Here is an 11878-nt window from a genome sequence, read left to right as displayed (position 1 = left end):
ATAAGGACAGTCAGCTACAGATCGGAAAAACTCGCAAGACGGCCGCCCTCGGACGGATACGCTGGTGCTGGTGCTGGTGCTGGTGCTGGTGCTGGTGCTGGTGCTGGTGCTGGTGCTGGTGCTGGTGCTGGTGCTGGTGCTGGTGCTGGTGCTGGTGCTGGTGCTGGTGCGGCGGCAGGATATATTGTGATGTAAACCTCACCTCGGTTTTTGGACGCGGCAACTTCCGCACGGAGCGAAATGAAAACGGAGGCCTCACGGCCTCCGTTTTCATTTCGCGCGGAAGTTGCCGCGTCCAAAAACCGAGGTGAGGTTTATTATTGAGGTTGTTCGAGCGCTAAAATCAGAGTTGTGCTGGTGTGCTACGAGATTTTTTTGAAGCAAGAGCCGTGGGGCCCACCTCGCTGGCGCATCTTTAGGTTACGGCAGAGTTAATGGCGAAGATCAGCTTTAGTGACAGAATCTCAAGTTGAATTGTATCGTATGCCGTTTTAGATGAATAAACTGGTCGTTGCTAATTCGGTGATCGCTTCCCTCGAAACTCGGCTTACGTGCAAAAACGATAGCTAAACCATTTTCAAATCTCTTAAAACTAAAACTACTAAAAGAAGAAATTACTTTAACTACAGAACGTAAACAAAAATTGTCTACATTAGACACCAAGTCTACTTCGATGTTAATTTCTTCGTAGTAGTAGTAGTGATTTCTTTAGACATTTGACAATCTTTCTATGTTTACTGTTACATAGTTAATAAAAATAACAACAAACTATAATAATAACAAGCAGTAAGTAAGTATATTAAAAATGATTCGTTATCTAAATAAAGAAGGCTACAAAAATGCACAAATAGCTAATATATTCAATATACGTTATCAGCATGTATACAACGTCCTCAATCAAGAAAATGCATCGAGATATAATAGAAACCTGGTCTTTTATTCAAAATCAGAACGGTTACAACACCGACACCATTTCACAAATGACTTAAAGACACGCTAACATGACCACGACTCTAGACACACTTAGAACAAACGGAAACATTGCAAGTACCATGAAATCCCTGCGAGTTGAAGCGTCGCTTATTACAAACAAGGGATCAACATTACTCAAACGGACTGCTAACAACGACACAAATAAAACTTAAAGAACCTAATGTATTTCTACGAGGGGACCAGAACCCAACATTGGCGTATTAGTGCGACGCACTAATCATCCCAACCAGACGCACTCGGCCAGTCGGTGACGGGCATACGGGGAGGCCAAATCATTTGTCCATGGGCCACGATGTCGAACCGTCCTTCCTTCGTATCGCGAGTCCGTACTTCGTTTTCTTCGTCACTGAAGCGGTCGGTCCGAACGATAGCGAGGAAATACTGCATCTCTTCGCGCTCGACGAGATTGCACCACCTGCCCTGGTACTTGCCTGATATAGATCTAGGAGTGATGTAGGCATCATATGGCCGGCATTTCATTGTAATCACCCTCCCGGGAAATATCTACGAGAGACTGCCTCGAAACTGCTGTTTGCAACACAGGATAGTGCAATGTTAGTAGGCAAATAGACATACCAGAGGGGGGGGTCTGAAGCATCAACCGAGAGGTCGTCAACGTCGATGGCCTCATTGGCGCCCCCGAGTGGATACTCTGTCATACAGGGCTCGGTTTCGAACGCCCCAAAATTCCGCGGATGAATGCCCGCAGCTTGTTCATAAGCCCGCGCCGCAGCCACCCACTTGCGCTGCTCTTTCAGGACTTTGGGGAGGTGCTTACGGTATTTTTTTAGTGCGTTCTTGAGCGCCCTGCGAAGCTCGTCTCCCGTCTTACCCGTTAGGCAGACGCTCTCAAACTGAGGGCGCTCGTAGGCTGGATAATGTTCTGCCATAGTGAAAATGCGATGTCTAGGATAGATACTGTGAGGCTCGCTGTGTGGCAGACTATCAGAGTGGGGCGTTTATATAGAGGTTTTTAGTAGTCTTAGGAAAGTGCACAGAATAATGGCCTTTTCTTAAGCCGAAACGATAACGAATAATTAATTCTGGCTCTTAGTGAGACCCAAGCATATTTTACTGTTGGAGAACGACAGAGAGTGACAATCCCTAGCTAGGGTTATTCCTATTGGACCCTGCGTTGAGACGGCGACACTTGATGGCTTTTCGCAGAAGGCGAGAGGTCCTTTGATGTTGACCCGCGGTGACTTACCACGTGAGACCCAAGCATATTTTACTGTTGGAGAACGACAGAGAGTGACATCCCTAGCTAGGGTTATTCCTATTGGACCCTGCGTTGAGACGGCGACACTTGATGGCTTTTCGCAGAAGGCGAGAGGTCCTTTGATGTTGACCCGCGGTGACTTACCACCAAGGATGGGATCCTCCCTCTTCACCGAAACTGAAAGGAAGAGCGCCCTCTCCTGGCGCGAACAGCCAAATTAGAAGGTTCCGCAGTCCCAATCAAACCCCGCTGTTTCGCAACATCGATTGACGAAGCACAGTGCGTGAAGTCACGCGCAAAGCGGACGTTGCGGGACGATCTTTTCGATTGTGCTCAAGGCGGCGGCGGCGGCGGCGGCGGGACGATCTTTTCGATTGTGCTCAAGGCGGCGGCGGCGGCGGCGGCAGGATATATGGCGTTGTCACCTTTCTTCGTTTGTGCATTCGTGCGCTCATACTTGAGTACTTGTCCGAGAAATGAAGAAAAATGAAGGACCCGCCGAATAAAACTGCGTCATCCTTTTCGCCTTCGGCAACTGATTTGTGCCTTTCAGCCGCCGCCGTTGTATGCGGCGACCTGCTCGACGTCTTCCAGGCCCAGCAGCATCTGATCTTCAGGCAGTGAACCGCCCCGGGTTCGCCGGAGGCTCTAACTCCTGAGAGGATGGAGCCATGACAAGCAAGACGACGAACAAGTTTTCGCCTGAGGTCCGGGACCGTGCGGTTCGGATGGTTCTGGATCACGCCGGCGAGCACCCTTCGCGCTGGGCGACAGTGACATCGATTGCAGCCAAGATCGGCTGTACCCCGCAGACGCTGCATGACTGCATGACTGGGTCAAGAAGGCCGAGATCGACGGCGGGCAGCGTGCCGGCGTTCCAACCGAGATGGCTGAGAAGCTGAAGGCTCTGGAACGGGAGAACCGTGAGCTTCGGCAAGCCTAGGACGGGCTAGCTAGCAAACCGGCTCAAGCGGTCCCGCTCCGCGGGTCCATGGTCCATCTCACGTCCCAGTCGCCTTCCGGACCTTCACGCCGCGCCATCATAGAGCTCGCCGTGCCCGCGCGCATGCGTCAATCAGGCGGTCTTCGTCGTACGCCGCCGCTCGGGGCTTTCGTCTATCGCGGCTGCTGCTGCGGCGGCGGCGGCGGCAGGATATATTGTGAGGTAAACGTCGCCTCGGTTTTTGGACGCGACAACTTCCGCGCGGAGCGAAATGAAAACGGAGGCCTCACGGCCTCCGTTTTCATTTCGCGCGGAAGTTGTCGCGTCCAAAAACCGAGGCGACGTTTACCTCGAAAGTGAGGCTGGAGCTTTTACTGATAATAGATAATCAATTACTATCTTTTGTTGAAAAGCTACTAGAATTGTCTGGTTTGCAATACGGAGTCTTATTAGATGACGAAGTCTGAGTTTGAATATCAAAAGTGCTCAGTGCTCGTTCCATGCTTCCGTGTTTGTTCTTAGTTCGATGCTAAAAATCTGGTAAACTCAAACTTATAAGATTAAAATTGGCCTTTATCGAATTCAGTGAAACACAGTACAACAACATGACGCCATGGGCATCAAAGCATAACGTTTGAAGTAGACTTGTATTTGGCAAGAGTTGCGAAACGCGAGTTACGTTACTTATAAACTATTCCGGCATCGTCGTCCTCGTGTGTGACAGCGTATCCATTCATGCAAAAACGTGCGTATCCATTCATAAAAAAATGGCGATGCAAACCTTATAGATAAAGATGTCTTTTCATTAGACTGACCTGGCTTATTCATAAAACGAAACACGTAGACGGACCTCGCAAGGCCGAGACATAAAACAAGATAGCAAACGCTTACAAATCAAGGAAAAAAAATAACAACAGTCAAAACTGACTGAACAACACAAGACCACAATAGACCCAGGCCAACGTACGGTAACTTCGATCATGCGTTTACTGCCGTCCTACGGCTGGTCCATATCCAACCACGTGGATCGAGCCCCTCAGGTCTGCGCTCCGATCAACAGCGATGTACCATGATGGCCCGGGGGGCGGGGTGGCCGGAGACTGGTTCGACAGAGACCGGTTTCCACTCAACCGTCCAGTGCGCACACATGCCTGAACCTCCGCTTTGCTCATATAGATGTATCCGAGCTCAATCACGGGTATACCCTCTGCATCTGAGTAGTTCATCTGGGCGTTATAGAGCGCAGAACTCAGATCCGCAGCAGACGCATTTGTGAGTTTTAAGGGGGTCCACGACGACATCGTGAGGAGATAGATGTTTCAACTCTGCGTTGTGTGATGGAAGGACAAGGAGTTGTGATGGCTAGAACTACGAGGAGGGATATAAATAGAGGACGGATTTAAGTCCTTCCAGCCGTTGCAAAGTGGCTTTTTAGCCTGGCGAACAGAATAATGGCCTTTGCATGCGCGAAGCGCTAAAGAATAAAAAATAGGGCCCTTCGCGAGACCCAAACATGGCTCACTGTTGGAGAACGACAGAAAGCGACAGCGTTAGGGAGGTCCAATAAGGAAGAGCGCCCCTCCCGGCCAAAGCGCGCGCGGCGGCGCCGCCGCGCGCAGGATATATGGCGTTGTCAACCTTTCTTTGTTTGTGCCTTCGTGCGCTCGGGGCGTAAACGGTAAGACCGTATGTCCGTTCCTGGAATGCCGGCGGTGGTTTATCATCTCTCGTCGGTCATCGGTCGTTCGTCGAATCAGGTTGGTGTCAGCAACCCGACCCTACCGGCGAATTGCCGGTGACCACCGCAAAGCCGTATCCATCCGAGCTAGCCCGTCTTATTCATGATTGCCGGGCGGGGCAGCTGGAACATTTCCGGTCGGGGTGAAGGCGCGCGCGAACGCTTCGGCTTTTTCGCCGCTTTTCGACCCGACTTCGTGAACGCGTTGGAGGACGGCAGCGGGGTGACCGGGGGCTCATGCCCCGCGCGTCAGGGTGCTTGCGGGACCAGAGCGTTTGCCAAGCCGCGGAACAGGTCGGCGTCGGGGCACGCCGCAGCGAAGGCGAGACGGACGCGGGTGGCGGTCTCGATGACGCGGGCTGCGATCTTGAGAAGCCTGAGCCTGATCGTGTTGAACTGATAGCGGTACGACAACCCCACCTCGTTTAAGTGGACGGTGAGCGTCATGCGGAGACCACGCGCTGAGGGTTGATCTGGTCGGCTAGGAAGATCTCGCGGAATGGTGTGTCGCGAGGTCACAATGTCAAAGGATAGTCGTAAGGATAGCGATAAGGATAGGCATATGCCTATCCTCGAACACGGCGCCGACACGCTGCAGCGTGTCGAGATCATCACCGGGACGGGCCGACGTCGGCGCTGGTCGACCGATGCGAAGGCGGCGATTGTTGCGGAGAGTTTTGCGCCGGGTGCAAGCGTGTCCGCAGTGGCGCGGCGACACGACATCAGTCCAAGCCTGTTGTTTCTCTGGCGTCGCCAGGCTACGCGGGCGCAGGTCGCGGAGCGCGGGGACAGAGGCATGCCACCTGGCTTTGTGCCGGTCGCGATCACCGGCTGTGGGCGCCCGAGTGAGGAGCAGGCGGCGATCGAGATCGAGGTCGGCGCGATTCGCATCCGTGTCAGGGGGACAGTGGACCGGGAGGCACTGTGCGAGGTGCTGGCGGCGGTCGGGACGGTTGGTCGATGATCGGGCTTCGAGCTGGGTTGTCGATCTGGATTGCGACGCAGCCGGTCGATTTCCGCCGCGGCATGGACTCGCTGGCGATGCTGGTGAGCGAGGCCTTTGGAGCCGATCCGTTCGACGGCGGACTTTATGTCTTCCGCTCCAAGCGCCGAGATCGCGTGAAGATCCTGACTTGGGATGGAAGCGGCCTTGTCCTTTACTACAAAAGAATCGAGGGGCAGTTCACCTGGCCGCCGATCAAGGAAGGCGTCATGTCGCTATCTCATGCTCAGCTCTCGGTGCTGCTCGATGGCTCGGACTGGAAGCGTGTGCCGATGCGAGTTGTGGATCAGCCGATGCGAGCTGGTTGATCATTATCAAGAGTCGTTCGTCACTCATGCGGAGTTGTTGTAGAATCGCTCTGCATGAGTGATTTGCCTTCCGATCCAGCATTGCTCCGACAAGCCGTGATGACGCTATCGTCACGGCTTGCGGCGTTGTCGGAGGAATGCAGCACGCTGGCGACCGAGCGTGATGCAGCGATCGCCCAACGCGACGCTGCGATCCAGGAGAACGACAAGCTCCTGATGATCCTGTCCCAGTACAAGCGCACGATCTTCGGTCCGCGCTCCGAGACACTGGATATCGGACAGCTGTCTCTCTTCACCATCAGGGCACAGGCGGTTCGTGCCGCCGCCAACGACGACGTGACCGGAGGCAGGCTGCCTGACGGAGCGGAGGGCCGTGGAAAGCGACCGGCGCGACGCAACCGGGGGAAGCTTCCGGAGCATTTGCCGCGCATCGATGTCGTGATCGATATCGAGAGCCACATCTGCCCTTGCTGCGGCGAGCAGCTGCACAAGATCGGGGAGACCGTCAAGGAAGCCTTCGACGTCATTCCGATGCAGTACCGGGTCAAGCGCATCATGCGTCCACGGTACGGCTGCCGGGGATGCCGCCAGGGTGTTCTGCAGGCACCCGCGCCGGCCCAGGCGATCGACGGTGGAATGGTGACGGAAGCCTTGCTGGCCCACGTCGCGGTGATGAAATACGGCTACCAGCTGCCGCTGTATCGCCAGGAACAGATGTTTGCCGCCCAAGGCATCACGCTCGACCGGCAAACGCTGGCCTCGTGGATGGGCCGCGTCGCCTGGTGGCTGAAGCCGCTTCACGCGCTGTTGCGCCGCGCAGTGATGTCCTACCCGCGGCTGTTTGCCGACGAGACGCCGCTGCCAGTTCTCGATCCCGGCCGTGGCAGAACCAAAGTCTGCCAGTTCTGGGCGATCGCCACCGACGACCGCCCGTGGGGCGGCCCGGCGCCGCCGGCAGTAGTCTACGTGTTCGCCGAGGATCGCAAGGCAATCCGCGCCAGGCAGCTGTTTGGAGACTACGACGGCATCCTGCAGGTCGACGGCTACGCCGGGTACAAGGGGCTGATTAAAAACGGCGGCCGTCTGGTGCAACTGGCGTTCTGCTTCGCGCATGCGCGGCGGAAGTTCTGGGACGTCCACATCGCGACGAAATCGCCGATTGCCGCGGAAGCGCTGCAGCGGATCGCGATGTTCTACGCCATTGAGGATCGCATTCGCGGTTTGCCGGCGACGCAGCGAGCTGCGGTGCGACAATCCGACACCAGACCGCTGATCGAGGACTTCAAGCCCTGGCTCGAGGCGCGACTGCTGGAAGTCTCAAAGAAATCCGGCCTTGGCAAGGCGATCCGCTACACCCTCAACCATTGGGATGGCCTGACGCGATTCATCGATGATGGGCGCATCGAGATCGACAGCAATACGGTCGAACGCAGCATCAAGCCGATCGGGCTGGGAAAGAAAAACTATCTGTTCGCAGGCAGTGAGGGCGGCGCCGAAACCTGGGCCACTCTCGCATCACTCATCAACTCCGCAAAGCTTCACGACATCGACCCACGGCACTATCTTACTGATGTTCTCGAGCGCATCGTCTCCGGACGTACCAAGATCAATCAGCTGAACACGCTGCTGCCGTGGAATTGGAAAGCCGAGCGCGATGGTTCGGAGCCAAAGCTCGCCGCTTGATCAGTTCGACGGCACGGCGTCGGGAACTTCCTGCGCATCGCTGGCGTCGTCGTAGATCTCTTCGCGGATCACGCGCAGCGTTACCTCGTGCAGATACACTTGCAGAGCACCCTCCAGCTCGGTGAACTCGGGCAGCAGGACTCTATCAACGAAGCCCCGTGACGCACGGACCATCACCGTGTTACGTCGCTGTCGGCGATAACGAAACGGCCGCAGCCCATATCGGCGGCAAAGCGCCAGAAACAGGTGCCGAGACCACTGGTCGGGAAGTGAGAATTGCTGTTCGATCGGTGGATCGTGGCGAGCAAGTTCCTCGACCCGGGCCCGCACCCGCTGCAGCGCGGCTTCCGCTGCAAGGCGCTCACCAGCAGTTCCGGCCCCCACGAACAACGCCTCGATCTTCCGAAGCTTCTCGCGCAGCTGCGACTCGCTGGTCATTCTGATCCCCGTTGCCCGCTCCGAACCGGGATCAACCCATCACCGCGCGCCGGCGGCGTCAATCATCCCGACCGCGCTATCCAGAGCATTCCGCGCAAGTCAAGCCCTGGCACCCGTGATCCTCTCGTGACGCTCACAGTGGACGGGATGAGCGAGACTCGCGCGTGGATTTGACAACGCGAGGGACGCTCGTTCCATGCATCAAGACAGACATCAAGACAGGCATGATGCCGCCTCCTATCAACGGATCGAGGTGATCACAGGGGAAAGGCGACGGCGCAGTTGGAGCGATGCGGAGAAGGCGCGGATCGTGGCCGAGAGCGCCGATCCGGAGACGAGCATTTCCGAGGTGGCTCGACGCAACGGGGTGAACCGGGGACTGCTCAGTGTGTGGCGGCGCCAGGCGCGGCTCGCGTCGAGCGAAGCGCCGCAGTTCGTGCAAGTCAGGCTCGACGCCGCCGTCGAGGCGCAGCCGAACGCGATCGATAAGGCGCATGTTCTGACGGGGCCGGCCGAGCGGATCGAGGTGATGATCGCGGGCGCGACGGTGCGCGTGCCTGTCCGCGTCGACACTGCGACGCTGGAGCGCGTGCTGGCGGCGGTGAGATCGACGCGATGATCTCTTTCGGTCCAATGGTCCGTGTGTTCGTCGCGACGCAGCCGATTGACTTTCGTAAAGGCGTTCATGGCCTTGTCGCGCTGGTAGCGGAGGGATTGGGCGGCAAGCCCTACAGCGGTGACGTTTATGTCTTCCGATCGAAGCGATCGGATCGTTTGAAGTTACTGGTTTTTGACGGCTCGGGAATGGTTCTAGCCCGTCTTATTCGCGAGAGGGCGCCTTAGTGTCCGACCGAAAAATAAGTTGAGTGATATCAGCGAGTTCTGGTTCCATTGGTGTTGCGAAGCATCAAAGGGATCGAGAATGTGGACTGATATCACCCGGGCACAGTTTGCCCGAGAGGAGCTGCGTTTGCCAAGCGACTTGACGGATGCGGAATGGGGCGTGCTGGAGAGGTTGCTTCCTGTGCGGGCCAAGCGCGGGCGGCGCCCGAAATGGAGCTATCGCGACATCGTCGAGGCAGTGCTCTATCTGCTGCGCGGCGGGTTGCCGTGGCGCATGCTGCCGCCCACTCTGTTTCCACCAATGACCACGGTGCAGTACTATTTCTACCAATGGCGCGACAGCGGATTGTGGCAATCGATCAACCACGCACTCCTGATGCTGGCGCGCGAGGCGATCGGCCGGGAGGCCTCGCCGACGGCCGGCGTGATCGACAGCCAATCGGTCAAGACCACGGAAAGTGGCGGCCCTCGCGGCTACGACGCGGGAAAGAAGATCAAGGGTCGAAAGCGGCACATCGTCACCGACACCCAAGGGCTCCTGGTCGGAGCGATCGTTCACGCTGCCGACGTCCAGGATCGCGATGGCGCGCCGGATGTCCTGTGCAGCATTCGCTACCGCTTCCCCTGGCTGCGCCATATTTTTGCCGATGGCGGCTATGCCGGCGAAAAGCTCAAGGCGGTGCTGGTAAAGATCGGCCGGTGGACTGTCGAGATCATCAAGCGCTCCGATGCCGCACAGGGCTTCGAGGTGCTTCCGCGCCGCTGGGTGGTCGAACGAACCTTCGCCTGGCTCGGCCGCAACCGCAGATTGGCCAAGGACTTCGAGCGAACCATCGAAAGCGCAACTGCCTGGCTCTTCCTCGCCTCTGTCCAACTCATGACAAGGCGCATCGCAGCGATAAAAACAGAAATGCAATTTTGAGTCAGACTCTGAGAGGCTGGCGAGCGTGGTGTAAAGCGCTGATGCGGCGTAGGATTCGGTTGCGAAGCCAACCCCATCACCTCAACCGCGAACGCACGCCCGCCATGACCGATGATACGATTCTGCCCTTCTCGTTTCCAGCCGTTCACGCCAAGAAAGTCACAGCTGCCTTCGATGGTGGACGCCTAACCTCGAATGGGGGCGTGATGCTTCTGGCGATGGCCGAGCGGCGTCTCGGTTTGGCCGACAATTTGGCCCGGGTGTTCCCGGATCGGCGCGATCCGACGCGGGTCGTGCACAGCCTTGTCGATATGTTCCGCGCGCGCATGTTCGCGATCTGCTGCGGCTACGAGGACGCCGACGACCTCGATCATCTGCGGTCCGATCCCGCATTCAAGCTGGCCTGCGGACGGCTGCCGGACAGCGGTCGCGATCTGTGTTCCCAACCGACGCTGTCGCGCCTGGAGAATGCTCCGCGTCTGCGCGACGTGATCCGACTGACCTACACTTTGGTCGACGCATGGATGGATAGCTACCCGCGCGAGCCGGTATCCGTCACGCTCGACATCGATGATACCTGCGATGTCGTCCACGGCCATCAGCAGCTCTCGCTGTTCAACGCTCATTATGACGAACGCTGCTTCCTGCCGATCCACGTCTACGACACGGAGAAGAGCCGGCCCGTGGCGGTCGTGCTGCGGCCCGGCAAGACGCCGGGCGGCGTCGAGGTGCGTGCCCATCTGCGCCGCCTGATACGGCATATCCGGACGCGGTGGCACAAGACGCGAATTACGTTCCGAGGCGACGGGCACTATGCTCGGCCGGAGGCGATGACGTGGTGCGAGAACAACGGCATCGACTACATCTTCGGTCTGTCCGGTACCAAGCCTCTCGCCAGAAAAGTCGACGAGGTCGCCGACGATATCCGCACCCGACGCGCCATCGAGAACCTAGCTGTTCTGCGCGGCTATACCGAGACGCGCCACAAGGCAAAGTCCTGGGATCGCGAACGGCGCACCGTCGCCCGTATTGAGGCGACGATGCTCGGCCTCGACATCCGCTTCGTCGTCACCAGCCTCGATGTCGGCTCGGCCGAGTGGATCTACGACAGCCTGTATTGCGCGCGCGGCCAAGCCGAAAATCTGATCAAGCTGCATAAGACGCAGCTCGCCTCCGATCGCACCAGTTGCCGTTCGGCGCTCGCCAACCAGGTCCGTCTCGTTCTCCACACCGCCGCTTATTGGTTGATGCTTACCGTGCGCGGCGCCATTCCCAAAGTCCGCGAATTGGCCACTGCCGAGTTCGCGACGCTGCGTCTTCGTCTCTTGAAAATCGCAGCCCGGGTCGTCGAAACCGCGAGCCGCATTCGCCTTGCGTTCGCCGCGGCATGCCCCGAAGCCGACCTCTTCCGCAGCTTGCCCGGCGCGCTGCTCCCGCTCGGCCCGTAACCGACCGGGCCTGCGCCCGCTCACCCGCCCCACTCCTCCAACGCGTACAAAACAGCTTGATGTAGAACCCGGTGACAAAAGGCCGGACGGTCACCCACGCCAGCCGCCAGCCCCCGTCAGACGTCAAGAACGACCGTGCTCTCGTGAATAGATCGGGCTAGCGACGAAGTGGCTGGAGAATGGGGGCTTCGCCTGGCCACCTGTTCACGAGGGTACGATGCCGGTAACGGGGGCGCAACTGGCGATGCTGATTGAAGGTCTTGCGGAGTGGTCGCGTGTGGTCCCCAAGGTGACGAAGCGGCCGACGAAGGTTGCCTGACGCGTCTTGTTTTGCTGGCGA

At 57.6% G+C, this 11878-nt stretch carries 11 protein-coding genes and 3 pseudogenes; 11 read left to right on the top strand and 3 right to left on the bottom strand.

Annotated elements, in window-relative coordinates; all coding sequences use genetic code 11:
- Positions 1–64 precede the first annotated feature (64 nt).
- The gene (locus HU230_RS43790; RefSeq protein WP_275949097.1) at positions 65–190 is read left to right on the top strand and encodes a hypothetical protein; all 126 of its coding nucleotides are present in this window, start codon (positions 65–67) and stop codon (positions 188–190) included.
- A gap of 1288 nt (positions 191–1478) precedes the next feature.
- Here the strand turns inward: HU230_RS43790 and HU230_RS44365 are convergent.
- Complete coding sequence (locus tag HU230_RS44365) at positions 1479–1883, bottom strand: RolB family protein (RefSeq protein WP_224944503.1); 405 nt, start codon at positions 1881–1883, stop codon at positions 1479–1481.
- Between the two features lie 612 nt (positions 1884–2495).
- On the opposite strand from HU230_RS44365, the gene HU230_RS42970 reads away from it, so the two are divergent.
- Positions 2496–2702: a hypothetical protein gene (locus HU230_RS42970; protein ID WP_176535350.1), complete on the top strand. Its 207-nt coding sequence runs from the start codon at positions 2496–2498 to the stop codon at positions 2700–2702.
- A 181-nt stretch (positions 2703–2883) separates the two neighbouring features.
- Positions 2884–3152, top strand: a pseudogene (locus HU230_RS42965) (transposase); the annotation flags it as partial.
- Positions 3153–5142: 1990 nt separating this feature from the next.
- On the opposite strand, the pseudogene HU230_RS42960 reads toward HU230_RS42965, so the two are convergent.
- Positions 5143–5292: pseudogene (locus tag HU230_RS42960) on the bottom strand (transposase); the annotation flags it as partial.
- A 163-nt stretch (positions 5293–5455) separates the two neighbouring features.
- Between HU230_RS42960 and tnpA (HU230_RS43785) the strand changes: the two are divergent.
- The 3 genes from tnpA (HU230_RS43785) to tnpC all read left to right on the top strand — a co-directional run bounded on the left by tnpA (HU230_RS43785) (position 5456) and on the right by tnpC (position 7887).
- The gene (tnpA, locus tag HU230_RS43785; protein ID WP_166202958.1) at positions 5456–5857 is read left to right on the top strand and encodes an IS66-like element accessory protein TnpA; all 402 of its coding nucleotides are present in this window, start codon (positions 5456–5458) and stop codon (positions 5855–5857) included.
- Positions 5854–6204 (top strand): IS66 family insertion sequence element accessory protein TnpB, encoded by a 351-nt coding sequence (gene tnpB / locus HU230_RS42950; RefSeq protein WP_166202960.1) that lies wholly within the window; start codon positions 5854–5856, stop codon positions 6202–6204. The genes tnpA (HU230_RS43785) and tnpB (HU230_RS42950) overlap by 4 nt, the downstream gene beginning before the upstream one ends.
- A 99-nt stretch (positions 6205–6303) precedes the next feature.
- Positions 6304–7887 (top strand): IS66 family transposase, encoded by a 1584-nt coding sequence (gene tnpC, locus HU230_RS42945; protein ID WP_176535063.1) that lies wholly within the window; start codon positions 6304–6306, stop codon positions 7885–7887.
- Here the strand turns inward: tnpC and HU230_RS42940 are convergent, their stop codons facing one another.
- On the bottom strand, positions 7888–8325 hold the full coding sequence (locus tag HU230_RS42940) for a hypothetical protein (protein WP_166202962.1): 438 nt from the start codon (positions 8323–8325) through the stop codon (positions 7888–7890).
- 196 nt (positions 8326–8521) lie between these two features.
- Between HU230_RS42940 and tnpA (HU230_RS43780) the strand changes: the two genes are divergently transcribed.
- From tnpA (HU230_RS43780) to tnpB (HU230_RS44360), 5 genes and pseudogenes are all read left to right on the top strand, one after another.
- A complete protein-coding gene (gene tnpA, locus HU230_RS43780; RefSeq protein WP_176528769.1) occupies positions 8522–8944 on the top strand; it encodes an IS66-like element accessory protein TnpA in 423 nt (140 codons plus the stop codon).
- Positions 8941–9138: pseudogene (gene tnpB, locus HU230_RS42930) on the top strand (IS66 family insertion sequence element accessory protein TnpB); the annotation flags it as partial. The gene tnpA (HU230_RS43780) and the pseudogene tnpB (HU230_RS42930), both read left to right, overlap by 4 nt.
- Positions 9139–9247: 109 nt before the next feature.
- Positions 9248–10090 carry an IS5 family transposase gene (locus HU230_RS42925; protein WP_176535347.1) on the top strand — a complete coding sequence of 281 codons (843 nt, stop codon included), beginning with the start codon at positions 9248–9250 and terminating at the stop codon, positions 10088–10090.
- Positions 10091–10194: 104 nt separating this feature from the next.
- On the top strand, positions 10195–11538 hold the full coding sequence (locus HU230_RS42920) for an IS1380 family transposase (RefSeq protein ID WP_176535387.1): 1344 nt from the start codon (positions 10195–10197) through the stop codon (positions 11536–11538).
- A 151-nt stretch (positions 11539–11689) separates the two neighbouring features.
- The gene (tnpB, locus tag HU230_RS44360) at positions 11690–11857 is read left to right on the top strand and encodes an IS66 family insertion sequence element accessory protein TnpB (protein ID WP_176535385.1); all 168 of its coding nucleotides are present in this window, start codon (positions 11690–11692) and stop codon (positions 11855–11857) included.
- The last annotated feature ends 21 nt before the right edge of the window (positions 11858–11878 follow it).

It is taken from the genome of Bradyrhizobium quebecense, from assembly GCF_013373795.3.
GTDB classification, from domain to species: domain Bacteria; phylum Pseudomonadota; class Alphaproteobacteria; order Rhizobiales; family Xanthobacteraceae; genus Bradyrhizobium; species Bradyrhizobium quebecense.
The sequence above is the reverse complement of the archived record's forward strand: the minus strand, read 5'-3'. Positions and strand labels throughout refer to the sequence as shown.

Excerpts from the sequence above, each read along its gene's own strand:
- HU230_RS44365 (WP_224944503.1), bottom strand. The coding sequence starts at position 1,883 with ATGGCAGAACATTATCCAGCCTACGAGCGCCCTCAGTTTGAGAGCGTC.
- tnpA (WP_166202958.1), top strand. The coding sequence starts at position 5,456 with ATGCCTATCCTCGAACACGGCGCCGACACGCTGCAGCGTGTCGAGATC.
- tnpB (WP_166202960.1), top strand. The coding sequence starts at position 5,854 with ATGATCGGGCTTCGAGCTGGGTTGTCGATCTGGATTGCGACGCAGCCG.
- tnpC (WP_176535063.1), top strand. The coding sequence starts at position 6,304 with ATGACGCTATCGTCACGGCTTGCGGCGTTGTCGGAGGAATGCAGCACG.
- HU230_RS42940 (WP_166202962.1), bottom strand. The coding sequence starts at position 8,325 with ATGACCAGCGAGTCGCAGCTGCGCGAGAAGCTTCGGAAGATCGAGGCG.
- tnpA (WP_176528769.1), top strand. The coding sequence starts at position 8,522 with ATGCATCAAGACAGACATCAAGACAGGCATGATGCCGCCTCCTATCAA.
- HU230_RS42925 (WP_176535347.1), top strand. The coding sequence starts at position 9,248 with ATGTGGACTGATATCACCCGGGCACAGTTTGCCCGAGAGGAGCTGCGT.
- HU230_RS42920 (WP_176535387.1), top strand. The coding sequence starts at position 10,195 with ATGACCGATGATACGATTCTGCCCTTCTCGTTTCCAGCCGTTCACGCC.